This is a genomic window from Dongia sp., from assembly GCF_041918875.1.
Lineage (GTDB): Bacteria > Pseudomonadota > Alphaproteobacteria > Dongiales > Dongiaceae > Dongia.
This window is the reverse complement of record NZ_JAYRUV010000005.1, coordinates 162,675-189,079: the sequence shown is the minus strand read 5'-3', so window position 1 is coordinate 189,079 and position 26,405 is coordinate 162,675. Positions and strand designations below refer to the sequence as shown.

At 64.1% G+C, this 26,405-nt stretch carries 18 protein-coding genes; 12 read left to right on the top strand and 6 right to left on the bottom strand.

Going from position 1 to position 26,405, the window contains the following annotated elements; all coding sequences use genetic code 11:
* Positions 1–137 precede the first annotated feature (137 nt).
* From ACE3TY_RS07520 to ACE3TY_RS07480, 9 genes are all read left to right on the top strand, one after another.
* Positions 138–686, top strand: a complete 549-nt coding sequence (locus ACE3TY_RS07520; RefSeq protein ID WP_374652370.1) for a cytochrome c family protein — start codon at positions 138–140, stop codon at positions 684–686.
* Between the two features lie 11 nt (positions 687–697).
* On the top strand, positions 698–1,489 hold the full coding sequence (gene hisN, locus ACE3TY_RS07515; protein ID WP_374652368.1) for a histidinol-phosphatase: 792 nt from the start codon (positions 698–700) through the stop codon (positions 1,487–1,489).
* Between the two features lie 88 nt (positions 1,490–1,577).
* The gene (locus ACE3TY_RS07510; protein ID WP_374652366.1) at positions 1,578–3,584 is read left to right on the top strand and encodes an extracellular solute-binding protein; all 2,007 of its coding nucleotides are present in this window, start codon (positions 1,578–1,580) and stop codon (positions 3,582–3,584) included.
* 154 nt (positions 3,585–3,738) lie between these two features.
* Complete coding sequence (locus ACE3TY_RS07505; protein ID WP_374652364.1) at positions 3,739–4,848, top strand: microcin C ABC transporter permease YejB; 1,110 nt, start codon at positions 3,739–3,741, stop codon at positions 4,846–4,848.
* Complete coding sequence (locus tag ACE3TY_RS07500) at positions 4,845–5,888, top strand: ABC transporter permease (protein ID WP_374652362.1); 1,044 nt, start codon at positions 4,845–4,847, stop codon at positions 5,886–5,888. The genes ACE3TY_RS07505 and ACE3TY_RS07500 overlap by 4 nt, the downstream gene beginning before the upstream one ends.
* Positions 5,888–7,519, top strand: a complete 1,632-nt coding sequence (locus ACE3TY_RS07495; protein ID WP_374652360.1) for an ABC transporter ATP-binding protein — start codon at positions 5,888–5,890, stop codon at positions 7,517–7,519. Before ACE3TY_RS07500 ends, ACE3TY_RS07495 begins: the two co-directional genes overlap by 1 nt.
* Positions 7,516–8,451 carry a 2-hydroxyacid dehydrogenase gene (locus ACE3TY_RS07490; protein ID WP_374652358.1) on the top strand — a complete coding sequence of 312 codons (936 nt, stop codon included), beginning with the start codon at positions 7,516–7,518 and terminating at the stop codon, positions 8,449–8,451. Before ACE3TY_RS07495 ends, ACE3TY_RS07490 begins: the two co-directional genes overlap by 4 nt.
* Before the next feature lie 195 nt (positions 8,452–8,646).
* Complete coding sequence (locus ACE3TY_RS07485) at positions 8,647–10,662, top strand: methyl-accepting chemotaxis protein (RefSeq protein WP_374652357.1); 2,016 nt, start codon at positions 8,647–8,649, stop codon at positions 10,660–10,662.
* Positions 10,663–10,894: 232 nt separating this feature from the next.
* On the top strand, positions 10,895–12,910 hold the full coding sequence (locus ACE3TY_RS07480; protein ID WP_374652355.1) for a methyl-accepting chemotaxis protein: 2,016 nt from the start codon (positions 10,895–10,897) through the stop codon (positions 12,908–12,910).
* Positions 12,911–12,943: 33 nt separating this feature from the next.
* Here the strand turns inward: ACE3TY_RS07480 and ACE3TY_RS07475 are convergent, their stop codons facing one another.
* Positions 12,944–13,537, bottom strand: a complete 594-nt coding sequence (locus ACE3TY_RS07475) for a DJ-1/PfpI family protein (protein WP_374652353.1) — start codon at positions 13,535–13,537, stop codon at positions 12,944–12,946.
* Between the two features lies 1 nt (position 13,538).
* Positions 13,539–14,531 carry a GlxA family transcriptional regulator gene (locus ACE3TY_RS07470; RefSeq protein WP_374652351.1) on the bottom strand — a complete coding sequence of 331 codons (993 nt, stop codon included), beginning with the start codon at positions 14,529–14,531 and terminating at the stop codon, positions 13,539–13,541.
* 138 nt (positions 14,532–14,669) lie between these two features.
* Between ACE3TY_RS07470 and ACE3TY_RS07465 the strand changes: the two genes are divergently transcribed.
* Both ACE3TY_RS07465 and ACE3TY_RS07460 read left to right on the top strand, forming a co-directional pair.
* A complete protein-coding gene (locus ACE3TY_RS07465) occupies positions 14,670–15,863 on the top strand; it encodes a DUF2252 family protein (protein ID WP_374652349.1) in 1,194 nt (397 codons plus the stop codon).
* Positions 15,864–15,991: 128 nt separating this feature from the next.
* A complete protein-coding gene (locus tag ACE3TY_RS07460) occupies positions 15,992–18,214 on the top strand; it encodes a PAS domain-containing sensor histidine kinase (RefSeq protein ID WP_374652348.1) in 2,223 nt (740 codons plus the stop codon).
* A gap of 21 nt (positions 18,215–18,235) precedes the next feature.
* On the opposite strand, the gene ACE3TY_RS07455 is transcribed toward ACE3TY_RS07460, so the two are convergent.
* The gene (locus ACE3TY_RS07455; RefSeq protein ID WP_374652346.1) at positions 18,236–18,736 is read right to left on the bottom strand and encodes a PAS domain-containing protein; all 501 of its coding nucleotides are present in this window, start codon (positions 18,734–18,736) and stop codon (positions 18,236–18,238) included.
* Between the two features lie 948 nt (positions 18,737–19,684).
* Here ACE3TY_RS07455 and acnA point away from each other — a divergent pair.
* Entirely contained in the window at positions 19,685–22,411 is a 2,727-nt protein-coding gene (gene acnA, locus ACE3TY_RS07450) for an aconitate hydratase AcnA (RefSeq protein ID WP_374652344.1), read from the top strand.
* 61 nt (positions 22,412–22,472) lie between these two features.
* On the opposite strand, the gene ACE3TY_RS07445 is transcribed toward acnA, so the two are convergent.
* Genes ACE3TY_RS07445 through ACE3TY_RS07435 form a run of 3 tightly spaced genes read right to left on the bottom strand, consistent with a single transcriptional unit; the run spans position 22,473 to position 26,383 of the window.
* Positions 22,473–23,999 (bottom strand): hypothetical protein, encoded by a 1,527-nt coding sequence (locus ACE3TY_RS07445; protein WP_374652343.1) that lies wholly within the window; start codon positions 23,997–23,999, stop codon positions 22,473–22,475.
* A 59-nt stretch (positions 24,000–24,058) separates the two neighbouring features.
* A complete protein-coding gene (locus tag ACE3TY_RS07440) occupies positions 24,059–25,153 on the bottom strand; it encodes a hypothetical protein (protein WP_374652341.1) in 1,095 nt (364 codons plus the stop codon).
* 3 nt (positions 25,154–25,156) lie between these two features.
* Positions 25,157–26,383, bottom strand: coding sequence for a DUF2235 domain-containing protein (locus ACE3TY_RS07435; protein ID WP_374652339.1), 1,227 nt, complete (start codon positions 26,381–26,383; stop codon positions 25,157–25,159).
* Positions 26,384–26,405: the final 22 nt, after the last annotated feature.

The window sequence follows — 26,405 nt, the reverse complement described above, 5'->3', positions numbered from 1 at the left end:
CCGGAAGCAGTTAAATTCCGCGCCGAGTTAAGGCCCCTTACTGCCAGAATATATCGTGCACGCTCGGGGTAAGTCCCGGACCCGGATCGGGCGCTGGGGCTGCAGCGTTGCGCACAAGCCATGAGGGATGAAGTCGAATGTCTTTGGAAGCCAACAAGATCGCCGCCGCGGTCCTGGTCGGCGGCATGCTGACCCTTTCGGTCGGCCTGGTCTCCAACATTATCTATGGTGCGCCGGCCGGTGCCGGTGCCGAACATGCCGCCGTCGAGGGTGGCGCCGAAGGCGGCGCAGCGCCCGCGCCGGCTGCCGCGACCCCGGAGGCGGCGCCGGTTTCCTCGGTGCCGCTCATCGCCGCTGCCGACCCGGCGGCCGGTGAGAAGGTCGCCGGCAAGTGCAAGACCTGCCACACCTTCGAAAGCGGCGGTCCCAACCGCGTCGGCCCGAATCTCTGGGGCGTCCTGGGCGGCCACTCGGCGCATAAGGATGATTTCACCTATTCCGACGTGATCAAGGGCCTCAACATCACCTGGGATTACGATCATCTCGACCAGTTCATCACCAACCCGAAGGCCTATGCCAAGGGCACCAAGATGAGCTTCGCCGGCATCAAGAAGCCGGAAGAGCGCGCCGCTCTGCTGCGCTGGCTGCGCGATCAGTCGGATTCGCCCGCCCCGCTGCCGCAATAAGGCGTCAAACCATGGCATCCGCTGCGGTGCAATCGGCGCCGGCCGAATTCCTGTCCCTGGCCAAGGGCCTCGTCGAAATCAGCCGGCCGATCCTGCGCGGCTATTACCGCACCAGGCTCGACATCGTCTCGAAGGGTGACGAGAGTCCCGTCACCAAGGCCGACCGCGAATGCGAAGCGGCCTTGCGCGCGGCGATCAACAAGGCCTTTCCCGCCCATGGCATCATCGGCGAGGAATTCGGCAGCGAGCGTGCGGATGCGGAGTTCGTCTGGGTGCTCGATCCGCTCGACGGAACCCGCGCCTTCGTCACCGGCCGGCCGACCTTCGGGACACTGATCGCCCTCACCCAGGGCGGCCAGCCGATCCTCGGAATCATCGACATGCCGGTCCTGTCCGATCTGTGGCTGGGGGCGAAGGGGCACGAGACGACGCTCAATGGCGCCCCGGTCCGGGCGCGTGCCTGTGCCGATCTCAAGGACGCCTATTTTTCCGCCGCCCTGCCGCAGATGTTCCAGGGTGCCGACCGCGCCCGCCACGACAAGCTCGCCGGCGGTGCCAAATCGGCGACCTATGGCGGCGATTGCTATCAATACGGCATGGTGGCCACGGGTTTCATCGACCTCGTCGTCGAAAAAACGCTGGGCATCTACGATTACCTGTCGCTGGTGCCGGTACTGGAAGGTGCCGGCGCGCTCATCACCGACTGGCAAGGCAAGCCTCTCCACACCAGGTCGGGCGACGCAGTCGTGGCGGCGGGCGACCGGCGCGTGCTAGACCAGGCGCTGGCCGTTCTTAACGGCTAAACCTCGATAAATTCAAGGCTTTCCGAGCGTGCAAAGGTTCCGCTATGCTCGCCGCAAAACCGGTTGCCGCGTGACGGGAAGGCCTTCCATGTCGAAAATGATTGCTGCCTTTGTGCTGATGCTCGCTCTTTGGGCGCAGCCATTGTCCAGTTTTGAGGCTGTCGCGCAAGACAGTTACAAGACCCATGCCGTCACGGTGAATGACGCGCCGAAATATCCGGCCGACTTCAAGCATCTCGATTACGTCAATCCGGACGCCCCCAAGGGCGGCACGCTGCGGACGGCGGCGGTCGGCAGCTTCGACAGTTTCAATCCCTATATCGTGCGGGGCGATGCCGCCGGCCTCGGCGGGCTGTTCGAGACGCTTACCACGCGCATCGACGACGACACGCTCACCAATTACGGCCTGATCGCCCAAAGCATGGAAGTGGCCAAGGACAATTCCTGGATTATTTTCACGTTGCGAAAAGAGGCGCGCTGGCAGGATGGCAAGGCGATCACGCCGGAAGACGTCGTCTTTTCCTTCAACATCCTCAAGGAGAAGGGCGCGCCGCTCTATCGCTTCTATTATGCCAATGTCGAAAAGGCCGAAGCGCTGGACACCGCCAGGGTCAAGTTCACCTTCGCCACCAAGAACAATCGCGAATTGCCCGGCATCATGGGCGAACTGCCGGTTCTGCCCAGGCATTACTGGGAAGGGCGCAACTTCGAGGAGCCGTCGCTAGACCCGCCGCTCGGCAGCGGTCCCTACAAACTCAAAAGCTTCGAGGCCGGGCGCTCGATCACGATGGAGCGCGATCCCAATTATTGGGGCAAGGATCTGCCGGTCAATATCGGCACCAACAATTTCGATATCCTGCGCACGGATTACTATCGCGATCCGACGGTCTTGCTGGAAGCCTTCAAGGCCGGCGCCTTCGATATCCGCGCCGAGAACTCCGCCAAGACCTGGGCGACCGGCTATGATTCGCCGGCCCTCAAGGATGGGCGGATCAAGAAAATACTCATCCATGACGACAACCCGGATGGCATGCAGGGTTTCGCCATGAATCTGCGCCGCCCCCTGTTCCAGGATCCCAAGGTGCGTCAGGCGATGATCCTCGCTTTCGATTTCGAATGGTCGAACAAGACGCTGTTCTATGGGCAATACACGCGTTCGCGCAGCTATTTCGGCAATTCCGAAATGGAGGCGAAGGGTTTGCCGTCGCCGGAGGAACTGAAGATCCTGGAACCCTTGCGCGGCAGGATTCCGGACGAGGTCTTCACCACCGAATACAATCCCCCGGTCAGCGACGGCAGCGGCAGCAACACCGACAATCTGGCCAAGGCGGCCATCCTGCTTGAGGAGGCGGGATGGAAGCTTGAAAACGGCCGGCGGATGAAGGACGGCAAGCCGTTCGAGTTCGAATTCCTGATGCAGGCCGGCGATGGCTTCGACCGCATCGTTCAGCCCTATGTCAAATCGCTGCAGCGCCTGGGTGTGAAGGGGGATCTGCGCCCCGTCGATACGGCGCAATATCAGAAGCGCACGGACGATTACGATTTCGACATGATCGTCTCGGGCTTCGGGCAATCGCCCTCGCCCGGCAATGAGCAGCGCGAATTCTGGGGCTCGGCATCCGCCGATTCCCCTGGCGGGCGCAATGAGATCGGCATCAAGGACCCCGTCATCGACCAATTGATCGAAGATCTCATCGCAGCGCCCAGCCGCCACGATCTCATCACCTATTGCCGCGCCCTCGATCGCATCCTGCAGTGGCGCTATTACGTGGTGCCGAACTTCCATATGAGCGCCACGCGCCTCGCCTATTGGGACAAGTTCGGCCGACCCGACAAACTGCCCGATCCCGCCTATGGCATCGGTCTCTCCGGCTGGTGGATCGACCCGGCGAAGGAAAAGGCCATCGCCGCCAAGACGGCGCAGGCACCGGCGGTGCCCGCGGCGACGAATGCGGTGCCGACCGAACCGGCGGCAGCGGCACCCGCACCGGCCGACCGCGGCGGCTCACCGTTGAAATATGTCCTCTATGGCGGCGGCGCGCTGATCGTCCTGCTGATCGTAGCCGCCGTGTTGCGCCGGAAGAAGGCGAAGTGATCTCGATGGAGCGGGTCCGGTCGATCCACCCCCTCTCCCTAACCCTCCCCCACGTTGGGGGGAGGGAGAAGAAGGGACTCGGTCCGGTCCCCTCCCCCCAACGTGGGGGAGGGTTAGGGAGAGGGGGCATCGCCACAGCCCCGGTCCTCGCCCCATGATCGCCTATATCGTCCGCCGCCTGCTGCTGATGATCCCGACCTTGCTCGGCATCATGGTCATCAACTTCATCGTCATCCAGGCGGCGCCCGGCGGGCCGGTCGAGCAGACCATTGCCAAGCTCAAAGGGACGGCAATCGATTCCACCGCGCGCATCACCGGTGGCGGCGGCAGCGAAGTGATGACGGGAACCCAGTCGCAAGGGACGCCTGTTGACAGCGCCAGCAAATATCGCGGCGCCCGCGGCCTGGACCCGAAATTCGTCGCCGAGATCGAGCGCATGTACGGCTTCGACAAGCCGATGCACGAGCGCTTCCTGATGATGATGAAGAGCTACCTCACCTTCGATTTCGGCAGGAGCTTCTTCAAGGGCCGGCCGGTGGTCGAACTTATTCTGGAAAAGATGCCGGTATCGATCTCGCTGGGCCTGTGGACGACGCTGATCATCTACGGCATCTCCATCCCGCTCGGCATCGCCAAGGCCGCGCGCGACGGGTCGCCCTTCGACGTGTGGACCAGTACCGCCGTCATTGTCGGTTCCGCCATACCGGGCTTCCTGTTCGCCATCCTGCTGGTCGTGCTGTTTGCAGGCGGCACCTATTTCGACCTGTTCCCCTTGCGCGGCCTCGTTTCCGACAATTGGGACGAATTGTCCTGGCCGGCGCGCATCGTGGATTATTTCTGGCACATGACGCTGCCGATCCTGTCGCTGGTGATCGGCAGCTTCGCCGGCCTCACCTTGCTTACCAAGAACTCCTTCCTCGACCAGATCAACCTCCAATATGTGACGACGGCGCGGGCCAAGGGCCTCAGCGAGAAGCGCGTCCTCTACGGGCATGTGTTCCGCAATGCCATGCTGATCGTCATTGCCGGCTTTCCCAGCGCCTTCGTCGGAATCCTCTTTACCGGAGCGCTGCTGACCGAGATCATCTTCTCGCTCGACGGTCTTGGGCTGCTGGGTTGGGAGGCCACGATCGACCGCGACTATCCGGTCATGTTTGCCACGCTCTATATGTTCACGCTGCTGGGCCTTGTCATGCAGCTGGTGGGCGACATCACCTATATGCTGGTCGATCCGCGCATCGATTTCGAGGCGCGCGAGACATGAGCCTGCCGAAACCCAAGGTGTCGCCGCTCACGGCACGGCGCTGGCGCAATTTCCGCGCCAACGGCCGCGGTTTCTGGTCGCTGATCCTGTTCCTGATTCTTTTCGGGCTAAGCCTGCCGGCCGAGTTCATTGCCAATGACCGGCCGATCCTCGTTTCCTACAAGGACGAGCTCTACTGGCCGGTCTTCCATCATTACGGCGAGGAAGTCTTCGGTGGGGTCGCCGGCCTCACGGCGGATTTCACCGGCCCGTTCCTGCGCGAGCGCGTGGCGCAAGGCGGCGGCTGGATGGTCTGGCCGCCCATTCCCTTTTCCTATGACACCGTGGTGACCAATCTGCCGGGCCCGGCACCGACCGCGCCCGACGGGGTCAACTGGCTGGGCACCGACGACCAGGCGCGCGATGTGCTGGCCCGCGTCATCTACGGCTTCCGCATCTCGGTTCTGTTCGGTCTTATCCTCACGATCTTCAGCACCATCGTCGGCGTCGTCGCCGGCGCGGTGCAGGGCTATTTCGGCGGCTGGACGGACCTCACCTTCCAGCGCTTCCTGGAAATCTGGGGCGGCCTCCCGTTCCTCTACATCCTGATGATCCTTTCCAGCATCATCGAGCCGGGCTTCTGGACGCTGCTCGGCATCATGCTGCTGGTCAGCTGGACCTGGCCCGTGGGCGTCGTGCGCGCCGAATTCCTGCGCGCGCGCAATCTCGAATATGTGCGCGCGGCCAAGGCGCTGGGCCTGGGCGATTGGCGCATCATGCAGCGTCACATCCTGCCCAATGCCATGGTGGCGACCTTGACCTTCCTGCCCTTCACGCTGGGCGGATCGGTGACGACCTTGACCTCGCTCGACTTCCTCGGCTTCGGCCTGCCGCCGGGTTCGCCGTCGCTGGGCGAATTGCTGGCGCAAGGGAAGGAAAATCTGCAGGCGACATGGCTGGGGCTGACGGGGTTCTGCGTCATCGGCGCCATGCTCATCCTCCTCATCTTCATCGGCGAGGCTATCCGGGATGCGTTCGACCCCCGTAAAGGGAATGCCTAATGGGGGGGAAGCTGCTCGAAATCGAGAATCTGTCGGTAGCCTTCGGCGCGCGCGAAGTCGTGCATGGCGTAAGCCTCGGCATAGGGAAGGGCGAGACGCTGGCGCTGGTGGGCGAATCCGGCTCCGGCAAATCGGTGACGGCGCTCTCGATCCTGCGCCTGCTGCCCTACCCGGTCGCCTCGCATCCCGGCGGCGCCATCCGCTTCGCCCGCGAGAATGGCGGCATGGAAGACCTCCTCGCCGCGCCGATCGGGCGCCTGCGGCAGGTTCGCGGCGGCCGCATCGCCATGATCTTCCAGGAACCCACCCTGTCGCTCAATCCGCTGCACCGGGTCGAGCGGCAGCTGGTCGAAACGATCCAGTTGCACAGGCCCACCAGCGATGCGGCGGCAAGGAAGCGCGCCCTGGACCTGCTTGAACTGGTCAAGATCGACGACGCGCCGCAGAAACTGAAAAGCTTCCCGCACGAAATGTCCGGCGGCCAGCGCCAGCGCGTGATGATCGCCATGGCGCTCGCCAACGAGCCGGATCTCCTCATCGCCGACGAGCCGACCACGGCGCTCGACGTCACCATCCAGGCGCAGATCCTGGGGCTGATGATGGACCTGCAGCGGCGTCTGGGGATGGCGATCCTGCTCATCACCCACGATCTGGGGGTGGTGCGGAAATTCAGCAGCCGCGTTGCCGTCATGCAGCATGGCCGGATCGTCGAACAGGGCGACACGGCCACGGTTTTTGCCGAGCCGCGGCACGATTACACAAGGCATCTGCTGGCCGCCGAGCCCAGGGGCGCGGTCGAACCGCTGGCCGATACCGCCCCGGAACTGCTGCGCGCCGAGAAACTGTCAGTGCGCTTTCCGATCAAGCGCGGCGTCTTCCGCCGCATCGTCGGCTATGTGCCCGCGGTGGTCGATGCCGATTTGCAGCTGCGCGAGGGCGAGACGCTCGGCATCGTCGGTGAGTCCGGCTCGGGCAAGACCACGCTGGCGCTGGCGCTGCTGCGCCTCATCGACAGCGACGGACCGATCCACTTCAACGGTCGCCGCATCGACCAGCTGGGTCGCGGCGAGATGCGGCCGCTGCGGCGGGAAATGCAGATCGTCTTCCAGGATCCGTTCGGTTCGCTCAGCCCCCGGCTTTCCATCGGCGAAATCGTGGCGGAAGGGCTCGGCATCCATGGAATCGGCCGCGATGCGGCGGAGCGCGAGGAAATCGTCATCGAGACGTTGCGCGAAGTCGGGTTGGACCCGGAAACGCGGCATCGCTATCCGCATGAATTCTCCGGCGGCCAGCGCCAGCGCATCGCCATCGCCCGCGCCCTCATCCTGAAACCCAAGCTCATCGTGCTCGACGAGCCCACATCGGCGCTCGACATGTCGGTGCAGGCGCAGATCGTCGACCTGCTGAGGGACTTGCAGCGGCGCCACCGGCTTGGCTATCTCTTCATCTCGCATGATCTCCGGGTGATACGGGCGATGAGCCATCGCGTCATGGTGCTGAAGCAGGGCAATGTGGTCGAGGCGGGGACCGCCACCGACCTATTCGAGCGGCCGCGCGAGGCCTATACCAAGGCCCTGCTCTCGGCAGCGCTTCATCACGAAGCGCTCGATCAGGGCGCGGTGCGGCAATGACCGGGACGAAGCTGCTCTTCGCCGGCGCCGATGAATATCTGGCATCCTTCCAGCAGGCGGCAGGCAGCCTGGCTGAGATTGAGCTGGTGCCCTATCGGCCGCAGCTCGACCTCGAGGGGATCGAATATCTGCTGATGTGGCGCCCCGTTGCCGGCCTTGCGGCGGCGATGCCGGATCTCAAGGCCATCTTCTGTTTCGGGGCCGGGGTCGAACGCCTGCTGGGCAGCGCCGACATCCCGCCGGCCATTTCGATCGTGCGCATGGTGGAACCCGGCCTCACCCAGGGCATGAGCGAATATGTTCTGTGGCAGACATTGCGCCATCACCGCCGCATCTGGGAGCTGGAGGAGGCGCAGGCGGAAGGCCGCTGGGCGCCGCATTGGTATCCGGCGGCATGGGAACGTCCGGTCGGCATCCTGGGGCTGGGCGAGCTTGGACAGGCGGCCGGCGCGAAACTCGCCGAATTCGGCTTTCCCGTGCGCGGCTGGTCGCGCCACCGCAAGGGCAATCCCGGCATCGAAAGCTTCGCTGGCCTCGACGAACTGCCCGCCTTCCTGGCGGGGCTAGATATCCTCATCTGCCTGCTGCCGCTGACCGATGCCACGCGCGGCATCCTCAATGCCGACCTCTTTGCGCAGTTGAAGCCGGGCGCCTCCCTCATCAATGCAGGCAGGGGTTCCCACCTGGTCGAAGAGGATCTGCTGGCAGCCCTCCGGAGCGGGCAGCTGCTGGCCGCCAGCCTCGACGTCTTTGCCAGGGAGCCGCTGCCCGGGGATCACCCCTTCTGGCGCCACAACCGCATCTTCATGACGCCGCACAATGCCAGCGACACCGACCCCGCCGGGGGCTTAAGCGAGATCGCCCGGCAGATCGCGCGCGACCAGGCGGGCCTCGCGCTGCAGCACGTCGCCGATCGGGTGCGCGGCTACTAACCCTGCCCCCGACGCGCGCTCTTCCTTGTCCTTATGATGGCATGAGCCTTTTGCACGTGAAAATGTGAGGTTGCCGGAAAACGGTAACGTCTTCTTTAGACTTCATGGAAAAAATACCTTCTGAGTTCGCATAGCAAAATCGGGGCGGCATTTAAGCCGGTCTCCGTGTGAAAAACGACTTAGTGGGGCTTTCCAATGCTGCAATCCGCCCTGGCTCGCCTGCGCATCGGCAGCCGGATCACCTTTGGCTTCGTCATCGTCCTTGCCGTGCTGGTGGCTGTGCTCGGCTTCAACTACTTCGCCCTGACGGCAGCCAAATCCAGCTTCGGCGGCTTCACCGGCATGGCGAACGGCGCCATCGCCACCCAGCAGATCGACCGCGATGTCGTCGCGTTGCGCCGCCATGTGATGGATTTCATCCGCGACGGGTCGCAGGAATCGCTGGACGAGGTGCGCCGGCTCCTGCCGGCCCTCAAGGACAGGCTGACCGCCCAGCGCAGCGACAGCGGGCCGGAGCAGCAGGCCAAATATGACGAGATGGTCGCGGTCCTCGACACCTACGCCGCCGATTTCGAACAGGCGGTCAAGATGAAGGGCGATCTCGACTGGCTGCAGAATGAGGAGCTGAGCGGGCTGGGTCAGAAGGCCTCGAAGAACATGTCCGACATTCTGGCCAATTCCATCTCCAACAGCGAATTCGAAGTGGCGGCCTATACCGGGGCCGCCGCGGAGAAGCTGCTGGCCGGCCGTATCGCCGCCGAGCGTTTCGTGGCCACCAAGGATCCGGCCTTTCTGGAACAGACCGCCCGTTCGGTGCTGATCTTCTCCTCCAGCATCGCCGCCCTGCAGGGCAAGCTCAAGGTCCAGCAGGACCGGCGCCTCGCCCAGGAAGCGGCGCAGACGATGCGGAAATATTCGATGACCTTGAGCGACCTCAAGGCACTGGCCGTCGACCTCAACACCTTGCTCAACGAAAAGATGGCGGAAGGATCGAAGCATATCGGCGAACTCGCCCAGGGCATCACCGCCCTGCAGCAGGCGGCGATGGAGCAGGTGGCCGCCGATACCTCGTCCAAGGTGGCCAGTGCGCTGCAACTGATGCTGGTCATCGCCGGCGCGGCCCTTGCGGTCGGCATTCTCTCCGCCTTCCTGATCGGCCGTTCCATCTCGGTGCCGGTGCGTTCGATGACGGCGACGATGAGCGATCTGGCCGGGGGCGACCTGGATGTCGAGATTCCGGCGCTCGCCAACCGCGACGAGATCGGCGACATGGCGCGCACGCTCGTCGTGTTCAAGGATGCCCTCCTGGCCCAGCGCACCGCCGATGCCGCGGCCAAGCTGGACGCCGAAACCAAGCTTGCCCGCAGCCAGGCGCTGGACGCCCTCATCGCCAGCTTCGAAGGCAAGGTCGGCGATCTGGTGAGTTCGCTCTCCAGCGCCTCGGGCCATCTGCAGCAATCGGCCCAGTCGATGACGGCGACCGCGGCCGAGACCAACCAACAATCCAACGCCGTGGCGGCTGCCGCCGAACAGGCCACCGCCAACGTGCAGACCGTGGCGGCGGCGACCGAGGAACTGACCTCCTCGATCAGCGAGATCGGCCGCCAGGTGAACCAATCCACCAGCATCGCCCAGAAGGCCGTGGCGCAGGCGGCGCACACCAACAGCCAGGTGCAGGGCCTTGCCACCTCAGCCCAGGCCATCGGCGACGTGGTCAGCCTCATCAGCGAGATTGCGGCGCAGACGAATCTGCTGGCGCTCAATGCCACCATCGAGGCGGCGCGCGCCGGCGATGCGGGCAAGGGCTTTGCCGTGGTGGCGTCGGAGGTGAAGAACCTTGCCGCGCAGACCGCCAAGGCAACCGAAGAAATCAGCACCAAGGTATCCGAAATCCAGAAGGCCACGGAAGAATCGGTCAGCGCCATTCAGGGCATCGCCGGCGTCATCCAGGAAATCAGCCAGATCTCCACGGCAATTTCCACGGCGGTCGAACAGCAATCGGCCGCCACCAACGAGATCGCGCGCAACGTGCAGCAGGCGAGCCAGGGAACGACCGAAGTATCCGGCAACATCGTCAACGTGACCCAGGCTGCGGGCGAGACCGGCAAGGCCGCCAGCGCCGTGCTGGGGGCCGCCACGGAACTCGGCCAGCAATCGACGACGCTCAACAGCGAGGTCGGCCAGTTCATCGCCCAGGTGCGCGCCATCTGAACACAGCCCGCCCCAGCTGAACTTCAAGCCGGGCGCCGGAGAACCGGCCTTATACCGCAATGTGAGGTACACAATAAATTTGTAAAACCGGGCCCGCGTTAACGAATCTTTGGAATTTCTGAACGAGCCTCTGTCCAGTGCAGATCAAAAGCCTAAACGGATCCGGTTCCTGAGAAACCTGTCCGCGTTGGGCCGACAAACACTTCCAGGAATTCGCAGAGGGTCGCTCGTCATGTTTCAATCCATCTTGGCGCAGATGCGCATCGGGACCCGTATCGTACTCGGTTTCGGCGTCGTGCTGGTGTTGCTGGCCGGCGTCATTCTGTTCAGCTTCCTCTCGCTGCGGGACATTCGCGGCAGCCTTGAGGAATATGTCCGCATTTCCGAAAACGCGATGACGGTCCAGCGTATCGACCGCAACGTGGTGGGGCTGCGCCGCAACGTGCTGGTCTTCATGAAGGACAGCACGCCGGAAGCGCTCGACCGGGCGCATGACCTGCTCGCGCAGCTGAAGACCGACATCGCCAGCCGTGTCGAATCGACCAAGTCGGCCGAACGCAAGGCGATGTTTGCCGAAATGGCGCAGCTGGTGGATTCCTACGCCGGCAACCTCGAAAGCGCCGTCGCTCTCAAGACCGAGCGCGACAAGATGCAGAACGAACAGATGGCAACCTTGGGGGCCGCGGCCGGCAAGACCATGTCGGACCTGCTCTCGGCGGCGCTCAACAGCGAGGATTTCGTCGGCGCCGCCTTCGCCGGACAGGCGATCGAGAAAATGCTGACCGCCCGCATCGCCGCGGCGCGCTACACCGCCACGGGCGATACGAAGCTGATCGAGACGGCGCAGAAATATGTCTCCCTCTTCGGCATGGACGCCACCGCATTGCAGGGAAAGCTCGCCAACATGGTCTACCGGGCCCGGGCTCTCGAGGTCGCCAAGAGCATGAAGGAATATGGCGCCAACCTGGTCGCCCTGGCCGACATGGCGGCCAAGCTCGGCACGCTCGACCAGACGATGAGCGAGGAGGCCAGCCGTTTCGCCGAAGTCTCCAGAGCGGTGCTCGACTCGCAGCTCGCCAGCATGCAGGACGTCAAGGGAACGGTGCTGTCGACGATCGCCATGGCCATCGCCATCCTGATCGCCGTCGCCACTGTCGCATTGGCCGTCGGCGTGCTGGCTGGCTGGCTCATCGGCCGCAGCATCTCGCGCCCGGTGCGCAACATGACCGAGACGATGGCCGAACTGGCCAAGGGCAATCTTGAAACGTCCATTCCGGCCCAGGAGAACAAGGACGAGATCGGCGACATGGCGCGCACCGTCGTCATCTTCAAGGATGCCCTCATCGCCCAGCGCGCGGCCGACGCCGCGGCCAGGGCCGATGCCGAAGCCAAGCTGAAACGGGCGCAGGAACTGGACAATCTCATCCGCGGCTTCGAAAGCCAGGTCGGCGACCTTGTCGGCACGCTCTCCTCGGCGGCATCGGAACTGCAATCCTCGGCGCAGTCCATGTCGGCGACGGCGGAACAGACCAATCAGCAGTCGAACGCGGTGGCGGCGGCGGCCGAGCAGACCACGGCCAATGTGCAGACCGTGGCGGCGGCGACCGAGGAACTGACCAGCTCGATCAGCGAGATCGGGCGCCAGGTCAGCCAGTCCACCAACATCGCGCAGAAGGCCGTGACGCAGGCGGCCCTCACCAACACCCAGGTCCAGGGCCTGGCCACCGCGGCCCAGGCGATCGGCGACGTGGTGCGCCTCATCAACGACATCGCCAGCCAGACCAACCTGCTGGCCTTGAACGCGACGATCGAGGCCGCGCGCGCCGGCGAAGCCGGCAAGGGCTTTGCCGTGGTGGCATCGGAGGTGAAGAACCTCGCCTCGCAGACCGCCAAGGCGACAGAGGAGATCGGCAGCAAGATCGCCGAAATCCAGGAGGCGACGGACCATTCGGTCTCCGCCATCCAGGATATCTCGAAAGTGATCGAGGAGATCAGCCATATCTCGACCACGATCGCGGCGGCGGTCGAGGAGCAGGCGGCGGCGACCAACGAGATCGCCCGCAACGTCCAGCAGGCCAGCCAGGGCACCACCGAGGTTTCCGGCAATATCCAGGGGGTCACCGAGGCCGCCGGCGAAACCGGCCGCGCCGCCGGTCAGGTGCTGGGTGCCGCTTCGGATGTCGGCAAGCAATCCAATGTGCTGAGCGGCGCGGTCAGCGAATTCATTTCGCGCGTCCGCGCGATCTGAGGTTCCAAGGGGGAGTGACGGGTGCGGGTGGCCTTAACCGGCTGCCCGCATCCGCCAATCATATTCCATCTCGGTCAAGACCAGATCGACCAGCGCCTGGTCGGTCAGGCGCCGCAGCAGATAAAGCGACATGTCGATCCCGGCGGTGATGCCGCCGGAAGTCAGATACTTCCCATTGTCGATGAAGCGGGCTTGCGGCCGCACGTCGATGCGCGGGCCGAGCGCGCGCAGCTCCGCCATGGCGCCGGCATGGGTCGTGGCCTTGAGGCCGTCGAGCAGGCCGAGTTTCGCCAGCGGCAGCGCGCCTGTGCAGATACTGGCCACAATCTCGGCGCCCGCCGCCTGCTTGCCGATCCAGGCAAGGGTCCGCGCATCTCGCAAAAGGCGGCGGCTGCCCTTGCCGCCGGGAACGAGCAGCACATCCGCCTGCGGCGCCTCCTCCAGCGTGAAATCCGGCGCCACACTCAGTCCGCCGACGGCCGCCAGCGCCCGTTTGTCGGCGGCCACGGTGATGACGCGGAAAGGTGCCGGCCGGCGCACCTCGCCGGCCACCGAGAACACCTCGAACGGTCCGGCGAAGTCGAGCACCTCGACATCCGGAAACAGCAGCAGGGCGATCGTCTTCATCTCAGGCTTCTCCCGAAGTGTGGAAATGCTGGCGGAACTGGCTGGGGGTCACGGCGAGATGCCGCTGGAAGGTGCGGCGCAAGCGCTCGGCGCTGCCAAAGCCCAGGCGCGCTGCCACCTGTTCGATCCGCTCCCGGCCGGCAGCAAGGGCAGCGCGCGCCGCATCGACACGCGCCGCCGCGACGAAGGCGGCGGGCGTCATGCCGGCCTCGTCAAGAAAGCGCCGCGCGAAATGACGCGGGCTCATCGCCGCGCGCGCGGCAAGATCTTCGACCGTCAGCGGTCGCTCGAGATGCGCCAGAATCCATTGCTGCAGTTCGGCGATCCGGCCCGGCCCGGTTTCCTGTGCCTTGAGGGCCGGACTGAACTGCGCCTGTCCGCCGCTGCGGCGCATGTAGAGGACGAATTCGCGGGCGAGATCCGCGGCGACATCGGTGCCAAGATCCTCCTCGACGAGGGCCAGGGCCAGATCCATGCCGGCGCTGATTCCGGCCGAGGAATAGAATCTGCCGTCGCGCACGAAGATCGGGTCGCGTTCGACACGGATCTTCGGATAGTCGGCGGCGAGGCGCGCACAGCGCTCCCAATGCGTGACGGCGCGCCTGCCGTCGAGGAGGCCCGCTTCCGCCAGCAGCAGGGCGCCGCTGCAGACCGATGCGACGCGGCGGCAATGCGGCGCCTGCGCCCGCAGCCAGCGGATAACGGTGCACTCCCGCATCTGCGCATCGATACCGATTCCGCCGGCGACGAGCAGTGTATCGATGCCCTTGAGGACGCGGCCGATCCGGCGGGCGGCGGCGATGCCCAGGCCCGACGATGTGGTGACGATGCCTGGCCGCGTCGCGGCCAGGCTCACCTCATAGGCGCGATATCCGGCAAAATCGTTGGCGGCCGCGAACAGCGACATGGGGCCGGAAATGTCGAGGAGATGCGCGCCGGGAAAGACGAACATCACAATCTCGCGCGGTGCCTTGCGGCGGATATTTCTGGTCATGGCGGCGCCTCGGATACCTGAATGCAGGCATCATGCTGCGCCTGGGCGACGATGGCAGCAATGACAATCATCGTGCATTTTCTGCCATGATTGCGGCTCGGCTGGACCGACTCCGCGGCTTGAGGCCATACTGCCCTCATGAAACGCAAGGACATCACGGCGGAACTGGCCGCGCTGAAGCGGCGCAAGATGCTGGATTCGGCCTTCGCCTGGTATCGCGGCACTGCCGAACTTTTCTATGCGCGATGGTTGAAACCGGTCCTGGCCGTCAAGGCGCCGTCGGTCTGGCTCAATGGCGATCTGCATCTGGAGAATTTCGGCACATATCGCGGCGACAACCGCCTCACTTATTTCGACGTAGGCGATTTCGACGACGCCTGCCGCGGTCCGGCCACGATCGACCTGCTGCGCTTCCTGACCGGCACCATCCTGGCGGCCCCCGAACTCGGCATCGCGCGCAAGGAGGCAAGGAGCCTCGCGGCCTACGGGCTGGAGCGCTACCGGGCCGCGATGGCCGACGGCAAGCCGCGCTGGCTGGAACGGCGCACGGCACGCGGTGCCATCGGCGATCTGCTGGGCGATCTGGAACGCCGCAGCCAGGCCGATCTCCTCGACAAGCGCACGGTAATGAAGAACGGTCGGCGCAAGCTGCGTTTCGATACCGGCAAGGCGATCAAGCTGGATAAGGGCGAGGCCGCCGCCGTCATCGCGGCACTCGGCCGCTTTGCTCGGCGCCGCGCGCATCCGGATTTTTTTGAAGTTCTCGATGTGGCGCAACGGGTGGCCGGTCTCGGCGCATTGGGTCGCCCGCGCTATGTGGCGCTCATCAAGGGCAATGGCGGCAAGGATGGGCAGGCGCTGATCGATTTGAAATCGCAGCCGGGTTCGGCCTTGGTGCAGGCGCTCGGCAAAGCCGGCCATCGCCAGCCGTCTTTCGCCAACGAAGCGGCGCGCGTCGTGAAGGTGGAATATTATCTGCAGGCGGCGGCGCCCGCCTTTCTGACCGATCTCGAAATCGGCGGCGGCGCCTTCACCTTTCGCGAACTGCAGCCGGATCAGGACAAGCTGGAAGTCCAGCATCTCGCCGGCGATCCGTCGCGGCGCGAAGACGCGATCGGTGCGATGGGCGATCTTGTCGCCTGGGCGCAACTTCGTGCCGGCGGCTGGCAGGGCGGTGCCACCATCGACGATCTGATGCGCTGGGCCGGCGGGCGCCGCTGGAAATCCGACTCGGCGCAGCCTTTGCTGGACCTGGCCGACGCCGCCGCCAAAGCCAGCAATAAGAGCTGGCGGAAATTTTCCTCAAGCAAAAATTCCTCGGCGCGAAACTGAGGGAAAAGCCCGACCCCGCAAAATTGTCTCAAATGCTTGATATTGTTAAGATTGCCCCGAGTCGCAGAGCCGGGTATAAGCTGCGCCGACCCTGGTGACCTCAGCTGATCCCGGAAAGACTCCCGACAGTGATCGACGGCACCCACTCCCTTTTCATCGGCGCGGCTCCGATCCTGGGCCTTACCGATCTCGCGCTCGCGCTGACGGCGGTGGCGGCTTTTCGCCTGGCGGGTCTGCTTGGCTGGCGCGGCTATGGCCGCCTCGGACGCGCTGGCGCCGGTCTCGCTTTCGGTGCGGCGACGATGGCGGCGCTCGGCCTGGCGCGCCTGGGCGTCACTCTGCCGGCGGCGGATCCACTTGCCGCAGATCCACTTGCCGCAGATCCACTTGCCTGGGAAGTCTGGCGCGACAGCGCCTATCTGATGGCGCCGTTTCTATTGCCCTTGCTCGCGGCATTGCGGCTCGATGCGTTGATGGGGCGCCTCGCCGCGATCGCGATGGCGTTGCTTTCCGTGCCAGTTCTGGGCTGGCCGGGTTGCGGCCTTGCGCTGCTGTCAGCCCTGACAGCCACCTTGGCGCCCGCCGCATTTCGCCGCTGGCCGTCCTTGCGCGACGACCGGTCGTTCGCGTGCCTTGGTTATCTGCCTTCCCTGCTGTTGATTCCGGCGGCCTTCACCGGCACGCCGCTGGCGATGGCGCTGAGTGTGCTGGCTGTTCTGCTGCAGGGCCCCGCTTTGTTCGGCATGTCGCGCCTGCTAGCCCAGGATCTGCGCGAGGCCACGGAGAAACCGGCCGTCGGCAACGAGGAGGAGTTGAAGGCCGCCCCGCTCATCAGCCGCACCATCGCCGACCTGCCCGAAGGTGTCGCCGTGTTCGACGCGGCGGACCGGCTCGTCGCCTGCAATGCGACCTACCGCCGGCTCAATGCGCTCATTTCGGACCTGCTGGTGATCGGCACGACTTATGCCGACCTGGTGCGCGCGGCCGTCTTGCGCGGGCAAAGCCGGCAGGAGACGTCGGTTCCGGATCCGGAAGCCGCCATCGCCGATCATCTGGCGCGCCACAGGCAGTTGCCATGGCGGGTCGAGGTGCCGGGGCCGGACGAACGGACCTTGCTGGTCATCGAATCCAAGACGGCCGAAGGCGGCACCTTGCGCCTGATGACGGATGTCACCGCCATCAAGGGGCGCGAGATGCGCCTCACGGAACTGGCTCAGCGCAACGAGGTCCTGGCCACGGTGGTGGGCGCCGTCTCCAGCGGCATCGTCATCTGCGATGCGACCAGGCCCGACCATCCGGTCACCTTCGTCAACGCCGCCTTCACGCGCATGACCGGCTATCGGCCGGAAGAGATGATCGGTCGCAACTGCCGCATCCTGCAGGGCCGCGACACCGATCCCGAAGCGCTCGAAAGACTGCGCCGCGCGCTGGTGCAGCACCGCGCCATCACGGTGACCTTGCGCAACTACCGAAAGGACGGCCGCACTTTCTGGAACGAGCTGGCGATCAGCCCGATCTATGACGAGCAAGGCCGCCTGCTGCAATTCGTCGGCATCATGAGCGACGTCACCCAGCGCATCCGCGCCGAGGAAAATCTGCGCGAGGCCAAGAACCAGGCGGAACTCGCCAACCGCGCCAAATCGGAATTCCTGGCCAATGTCAGCCACGAATTGCGGACGCCCCTGAATGCCATCATCGGCTTCTCCGATGTGATGAAGATGGAGCTGTTCGGACCGCTGGGCACGCCGCGCTATCAGGACTACACCAAGGACATCTTCGACAGCGGCAAGATGCTGCTCTCGCTCATCAACGATATCCTCGATCTTTCCAAGATCGAGGCCGGTAAGATGGAGCTGCACCCGGAACCCGTTCCGGTGGCCGAGGTGTTCGATTCCGCCATGACCCTGATGCGCGAGCGCGCCAAGAATGGCGGCGTCACCCTGCGCGCCGAGGTGGCGCCGGATCTGCCGCCGCTTTTCGCCGACCTGCGCGTCACCAAGCAGATCGTGACCAACCTCGTTTCCAACGCCGTGAAGTTCACACCCAAGGACGGCACGGTCGAATTGATCGCCCGCCGCCTCGACGGCAGCCAGGCCGAGATTCTTGTCAAGGATACCGGCATCGGCATCGCCAAGGACGATATCGCCGAAGTGCTGAAGCCCTTCGTCCAGGTGGATGGCGCCCTGCAGCGGCGCCAATCCGGGACCGGGCTTGGCCTGCCCATCGTCAAGTCGCTGACGGACCTCTCCGGCGGATCGTTCCATCTGGACAGCGAGGTGGGCCGGGGGACGGTCGTCACCCTGCACCTGCCGCTCTGCACCGACAAGGAAGCGCGCAGCGCCGCCGAATGATCGGCCGCGATCCCGATGCAGTCAGTTCCTGGGAATCGCCGCCGTGCAGCCGAGAAACTGCGCAGCGCCGGTGGCGGCAGGCGCCAGCGGACAGACCAATGCTTCAAGTTCGATCCAGTGCCGCTCGATCAGCTCCAGATGGCCGATCGTCCGCAGCGGCCGCCTGGCCTGCGCCACGAAGGCCAGCAGGGAAGCCGAATCGCGTATCACGGGGTCGGCCGCATCCTGACGCCAGACCCAACCCTTCTTCAGGCCGAACAGGCGGATATATTCCTCGCCGGCCAGGCGCAGCTCGAAGCCGCCATCGATACCGGCGACGATGTAGAGATTCTCGGCGATGTCGCCGAACGCGGTGATATCGAAATCCTCGCGTCGGGGCAGGCCGCTGCCGGCATGGCTGGACCACCAGGCGAAGATACGCCGCAGCGGGTCGGTTGCGAAATCCTCCGCGCGGGCCCAGGCAATCTGCCGCCCGGCCAGTCCCGGCCATTTGGGAATGGGTGCATCGGAATTGTGAATCATTACCGGATGATAAGCAGAGGCCGCCGGATAGCCGCAAGCCATTTAGGGTTTCGCATCAAAAAAAACCGCGCTCCCTGGAAGGTGCGCGGTTCAGTGTGGCGGTTGCGAATCTCGATCCAACCATGCGGCGCCGCGCCCCTGGGACTAACCGAAGGCGCGCGTCACCGCCCTAAGAAGGCGGCGCCGCGCCCATGGACTAACCGAAGGCGCGCGTCACCGCCCTAAGAAGGCGGCGCCGCGCGCCGGGGGATGGGGATGGCGCGCGGCGGCCTGCCCTTCACACCGCGCCATTCGGGGGTAGGGACTGGCGCGGTTCTCGGCCTGGGCTTCGCTTTCCGGCGCGCGGGCACCGGTCCGAAAAAGCCCTTCGAGGGGCATCCGGGCGAATGGGCCGACCAATCGCCTGGGTCGCAATGGGGCGGGAAGGGGGATGGCCTCCCGGCCCCGACAGCACTCTTCACGTGCCCTGTGTCCCGTTTAGGACGGGAATGTGGCGAGAATAAGGAATTGGCCTCGGCGCGTCCCCGCCGCGACGCTGTCGGAGAAATCGGCTGCCCATCTGAAGACCAACTTTTTCTTGGGCTAGGGTCCGTAAATTCTGGCTGCGCAACTGCCCGATTTGTTCTAAATCCATCTAATGCAAGGATTAACCGCCGACAGAGGGCGCCTCGGCACGGCGCGGACAATTAGGTAATATTTCCCTTGGAATTCCGGGACTTTGCCGACCATTGCCCCTCGCTGGGACAAACCCTTCATGGTAAATTAGCCAGCATTCGACTCGGCTTATTCTCAAGCCCGATCCTGGGGTGGGGTCGTGTCTAGGTTCTATGTCCTGCTAGCCTGGGCGGTCGGCCCATCATGCCAGCCGCGTTCCGCAGCCAAAGAGCGCATGTCGCTGCACCAGGGAGTGGGGTCGCTCATATTGCGCCGCAAACTGGGAGTGGTTCCGTGCCTCAACTGAACAGTCTGAAAACCCGCAAGTCACTGAAGGTCGGGTCGAAATCCTACGACTATTTCAGCCTGAAGGCGGCTGAAAAGACCTTGGGCGACCTTACGCGCCTGCCCAATTCGATGAAGGTGCTGTTGGAGAATCTGCTGCGCTACGAAGACGGCGGCAGTGTCACGGTGAAGGACATCCAGGCCGTCAAGAAGTGGCTGAAGGACAAACGCTCCGACCGCGAAATCGCTTACCGGCCGGCGCGCGTGCTGATGCAGGATTTCACCGGCGTTCCCGCGGTGGTCGATCTCGCCGCCATGCGCGATGCGATGAAGGCGCTGGGCGGCGATCCGAAGAAGATCAACCCCCTGTCGCCGGTCGATCTGGTCATCGACCATTCGGTGATGGTCGATTTCTTCGCTGGGGCCGGCGCCTTCAAGAAGAACGTCGATCTCGAATATGAACGCAACGGCGAACGCTACGAGTTCCTGCGCTGGGGCTCGATGGCCTTCGACAATTTCCGCGTCGTGCCGCCGGGAACCGGCATCTGCCATCAGGTGAACACCGAGAACCTCGCCCAGGTCGTCTGGACGATGAAGGAACCTGCCCAACCGGCTAAGAAGGGCAAGAAGGTTCCCGCCAAGACGGTGGCCTACCCCGACACGCTGGTCGGCACCGACAGTCACACGACCATGGTCAACGGCCTGGCTGTCCTGGGCTGGGGTGTGGGCGGCATCGAGGCGGAGGCGGCCATGCTGGGCCAGCCGATCTCGATGGTCATTCCGGAAGTGGTCGGTTTCAAGCTGACCGGCAAGCTCAAGGAAGGCACGACGGCCACGGACCTCGTCCTCACCGTGACGCAGATGCTACGCAAGAAGGGCGTCGTCAACAAATTCGTGGAATTCTACGGCCCGGGCCTTGACGATCTCGCTCTGCCGGACCGTGCCACCATCGCCAACATGGCGCCGGAATATGGCGCGACCTGCGGCTTCTTCCCCGTCGATGCCGAGACGATCCGCTATCTGAAATCGACCGGCCGCAAGGCCGACCGCATCGCGCTGGTCGAGAAATATGCCAAGGCGCAGGGGATGTGGCGCGACAAGAAGAGCCCGGATCCCATCTTCACCGACTCCCTTAGCCTCGACATCTCGACCGTCGAGCCGAGCCTCGCCGGTCCGAAGCGTCCGCAGGACCGCGTGCCGCTCAACACCGCCGCCGAGAGCTTCAGGAAGAACCTGGTCGATGTCTTCGGCCGCAAAGGGAATGAGAGTGCGGTTTCGGTGAAGGGCGCCGATTGGGAGCTTGAGGACGGCGCCGTCGTCATCGCCGCCATCACCTCCTGCACCAACACCTCGAACCCGTCCGTGATGCTTGGGGCGGGTCTCGTGGCGAAGAAGGCGGTCGAGCTCGGCCTCACCGTGAAGCCCTGGGTCAAGACCAGCCTCGCGCCGGGTTCGCAGGTGGTGACCGACTATCTGAAGAATGCCGGCCTCAACAAGCCGCTCGACAAGCTGGGCTTCAATCTCGTCGGCTATGGCTGCACCACCTGCATCGGCAATTCCGGCCCGCTGCCGGAACCCATTGCCGACGCCATCACCAAGGGCGATCTGGTGGCGACAGCCGTCCTCTCCGGCAACCGCAATTTCGAAGGCCGCGTCAACCCGCATTGCAAGGCGAACTATCTCGCCTCGCCGATGCTGTGCGTGGTCTATGCCCTGGCCGGTTCGATGAAGATCGACATCACCAAGGATCCGATCGGCTACGGCAAGAAGGGCAAGCCCGTCTATCTGAAGGACATCTGGCCGACCACGAAGGAAGTGGCGGATACGGTCGCCAAGGCCGTGAAGCTTGCCGATTTCAAGAAGCGCTATGCCGACGTCTTCAAGGGCGACGCCAATTGGCGCAAGGTGAAGACGACCAAGGGCCTTACCTATACCTGGCCCAAGGCATCGACCTATGTCGCCAACCCACCTTACTTCCAGGGCATGGCCAAGGAACCGGGCACGATCGGCGACATCAAGGGCGCGCGGCCGCTCGCCATCCTCGGCGATTCGATCACGACCGACCATATCAGCCCGGCCGGTTCCATCAAGAAGGACGGGCCGGCGGGCCAGTATCTCATCGCCAACGGCGTGCAGCCGGCCGACTTCAACTCCTATGGCGCCCGCCGTGGCCATCACGAAGTGATGATGCGCGGCACCTTCGCCAATATCCGCCTGAAGAACGAGATGGCGCCGGGCACCGAAGGCGGCGTCACCCGTTTCATGCCCTCTGGCGAGGCCATGTCGATCTACGATGCCGCCATGAAATACCAGAAGCAGAACGTGCCGCTGGTCGTGGTGGGCGGCAAGGAATATGGCACCGGCTCATCCCGCGACTGGGCTGCCAAGGGCACGCTGCTGCTCGGCATCAAGGCGGTGCTGGTGGAAAGCTTCGAACGCATCCACCGCTCGAACCTCGTCGGCATGGGCGTCTTGCCCCTGATGTTCAAGGGCGACATGACAAGGAAGAGCCTCGCCCTCGACGGTTCGGAAGTTTTCGATATCGGCGGCCTTGCCGGCCCGGGGAAGAACGGCAACATCAAGCCGCGCATGGACGTGCCGGTCCGTATCACCCGCTCGAACGGCAAGACGGAAGAAATCATCGTCACCTGCCGCATCGACACCGCCGAGGAGGTCGAATATTACCGCCATGGCGGCGTCCTGCCCTATGTGCTGCGGAATCTCGCCGCTTCGTAAGGCGAGGGAATTTCGGGGCCCGCCGCCGGTAAGCGGTGGGCCCTGTTCCTCCGCCAACCGCTTAGTTCGTGGGCTCTTCCGTCGTGGGCTCGTCAGCCGGCGGCGTAGTTTCCTCCGCAGGTCCCAGGGGCTCCGGGTCCGTTACCGGAGCGACCACAGCCTCACAATCGAGAGCGCCGGAATTCTTTGTGGACAAAGAGAGTTTGTCGGCTGCGTTGGTCACCACGGTCGCGTCCATCCGCTTACTTTCGTTGTTCTTGGCTGCGATTTCAGCAGCCGACAGTTCCCTTAGGAAAGTATCGAGATCGGCGCTCAACCATGTTTGCGCAGGTGTGAACTTGCTGGCCAGCGCCTGGCCTTCGAGCAGCGCGGTTTCAACCTTCGCCAAGGCGGTTCGTTGCGCTTCGGCGGTAGCTGTCCCGGCTGCTGCCTGGGCTTCAAGTATCTCAGTCGACTTGGCCACCGCCACATCTTTGCACGCCGATACCTGCTGAGCCGCTTTCTGGCTCCGCTCCGCGATGCGCGTCACCGCCAACTTCCGAAACGTGTCTTGTGCGCCATCTATATCGGTGACGCCTTCGGGCCAGTATTTCAGCTGGTTGACCTTGGCGAGTGCTGCCTCCGATCGCTTTCTGATAATGTTCAATGTCTCGCCGAATGCCAGAATGGGATCGTTGTCATTGCTGAGCCTGCCATCCCCGCGCGGCGTGCCGAATTCGAGAAGAGCGGCGCTTGGCGATCCGGGCGTGGCATCGCCAAGCAGGTCGCCGGGGTCCGTCGATTGTGTTTCGACGATCTTGCGGGCGATATTGAGCTTGAGCAAAGTTCTCGAAACCTGATCGAGCCCCGGATCCTTCGCCAGCTGCACGGTGTCGCCCAGTTCTTCGACGCCAGCAACCAGGCTGCATTCCGCGTGATAGTTGATGGCATCCTTTACCGCGGCTTCGACTGGATAGACGAACGTGTCCTTTTCCTGTCCTTCGATCGCAATCGTGTTGAAAGCGCGATCGCGGCGCAGCTCGATACCCTTCCAAACGGTGGCGACGGTCAGGTTGCTGAAATAGTCCTGATTGAACTCGGCCCTTATGCCGGAAAGCGCCGATGCCGTTCCGGCCAATATCTGCGAACCGCCGCCGGTAACGATGGCGCCGGCCGCGCCGGCAATCGTCGTCAATGCACCGAAAAAGAAATTGCCGTGGGAATGAACATTCTGCAAAAACCTCTTGTATCTATAACACATGTCGTTCGACGCGCCGAGCAACCGCTCCTGCACTTGATCGCGCCGACGCTTCTTTGCGGGTTCGTCCAGTTCCAGCTTGGCCTCGGTCTTGTGATATGCATCGAAGGCAAGGTCGATCTGCCGTCCAATTGGTAACGCTTCCCAAGCTGGCTGCCCCGGTTCGGGTGTGTATTTCTGGCGGGCCATGCCCTCAGGGTCGAGCAATGAGATCAGATCGACTTGCTCGTAATTGATATTGAGCAGCCGCGCCCCGGCCGTGCTGGGATCTTCCTCGACCATGCGGCCCCAGCTCTGGCAGCCCGCCGTGAACACGCACACCGCCAGGATAGTCAAACGCCCAGAAATCATATTGTCCCCCTTTTACGTCACGCTCTTCCGGGATTCCTGCAAAGACGGACCCGGCAATGTCAGCTCCCGTTCGCCATTGCCTTGGGCTTCGGTCCGCTGCCACGCAGGTTGATGAACTTCGTGGCAAGGCCGAACCAGAACTCGGCGCCGAAGCTGATTGCGCCGGCCGTGATGAGCCAGCCGACGATGCGGAAGATGAGTTCGCCGAACATCGCCCAATTGAAGCTGACGCCGGTGACGCTGCCATCGGCCGCCGTCGTGACGGCGGCAGCCTGCTGCCAATAGCCGCGGCAGGAATCCAATGCGCCGGCAAGATCGTCGGTGAGCGCGTTGGCACCCGATTTGACGCCGCCCAGGCAGGCATAGCCGATGGGCAGGCCGGCATCGGCCAGGCGACCCATTTCGACATGGGCGTTCGACACGGCTTCCTTGACCTGTTTGAGATCCTCCGGCGCGGCGCTGGCCGGCAGCTCGCAGTCGATACCGTCCTCCGTGGTCGTGCAAAGCGTCGTCGCGGCAAGATCGGCCAGGGCCGAGCGCGTGCCGCTCGACTTCAAGAGCTGCGCGGTGACGGCGATACTGTCGACATTGAGCAGCAAGGCGACGGCGAGTCCGATCCAGAACAGGCGCTGTTGGCTGTCGCGCTTATAATTGCCGCTGATGCGGTTCATCGTCGTGTCGTACCATTTGCCGAGCGAGACCTTGGCCTCCTCGACCGAACCGGCATGATCGAGCAACGGTATGGCGGCACCGCCGGAGGCGTAACCGGCATCGGCGCAAATCTGCGCCGCCTGCCGATAGCTGCCGATCGTCTGCTGCGGTCCCCGCGCCAGGCCCGCGCCGGGAGCAAGCTCGATCGCCTTCTGCAGCAGGACATCGAGCAGCGCCTCGGCAAAGTTCTCCGGCGGCATGTAGGATGGGGGCGGGAAGCGGCCGCCTTCATCCCGGTAAAGCGCAGCCACAGTGGGATGGCGGATGACCGCCATGTAGATCCAGCGATCCTCCAGCAAGCGCCGAAGCCCCGCGCGCATGCAACGCCCGCGCCAGCCATGCTTCGCCGCCAGATACTCCAGCAGCGAGGAACTGAGGATCGCCAGCATCATATAGAGAAAGGAGAGGCCGATGGCGAGTTCGACAAAGGCAGGCAAGGTCATGGCTCAATCTCCCGCCACGGCTTCAACGCTGTCCCGATTCTTCCGCTCGCTGCCGGCAAGGGCGAGGTTGTACGGACGATAGCCGGGATCGGAATTCCACTTTGCCAGCGCCGACGGATCGATGGTTTCGCGCACGCCCATGGTCAGCATCGGCCGGTAAAGGCGCTTGACGAGTGGCACGCGGTGGTAGAAGCCGTAAGCGAATTCGGCATAGGAATCGCGCACCGGGTCGGCAAATTCGTCGCCGCGCAAGGAGAGGTAGCTGGGGATTTCGTTCTTCGCTGCCGGCGGGCCGGCGCTGCGCAGGTCGGTCCAGGGCTGCTGCTGCAGCCGCAGGCCGAGGCCCGCCGCCTTGCCGATCATCCAGTTGAGCGAGATGTCGGCCAGATTGTCGTCTTCATAGCCGCCGCCGACATTGGCATGCGCGCCGGGAAACCAGCGCTGTTCGATGTCGCGGGTGTGTTGCGGGTCGAAGGAATCCCAAAGGGCGATGTTGAAATCGGCGCGGTGTTCGTCGATCGCCATGGCGTGGTAGGCATTCTCGACCAAGGGACTGAGCGACAGGTCATGGAAGCTGTAGCGTTGCCGGCGGATGGGTTGAGTGACCGTGCTGATGGTCGGAACGCCGAGAGCGCCCACCGTATCCCAGACCCCGATCATCTTGATGCGGACATTGTGGCAATTGGCCCGGCGAAAGGACACGACGCTGGGATCGTCGCGGCCCTGCGCCAAATCCTGCCGGTACAATCTCCAAGCTTCGGCGACGCGCGGATCGTCGCGCTGCTCCCTGTCGAAACGTCCAGGTTTCCAGCGTGTTGCCTTGTCGATCTTCGCCCCGCGCAACAAGCCCGCGCGGACGAGCCCGCAGCGGGCGATGAGACCCCCGAGACTGCGCGCGGTGAAGGCGCCCCGGCTGAAGCCGAACAGATAGATATCGGGCCCATCGACGAATCCCTCGGCATCGACCGACGCCGATAGAGGCGCGTAGTTGCGGCAGAGCCAGGCATAGCCCTGGCGGATATTCTCCCCCAGCCCGGCGCCGAACAGGCCGCCCCGCAACCTGGTTTCGGTGTCGGTGCCGACGCCCATGTCATAGAATTTGAGCTGCTCCTCGGCGCCGGACTGCTCATCCGCCACCGCCTGGAACAGGCGGATGACGTTGGTGCTGTCCTCGGGCGTGTTCCAGGTCCCGTCGAAGCAGACGATCAGTCGCTTGGTTCCATCGCTCATGGCTGTCCCCGCTACATCCGCG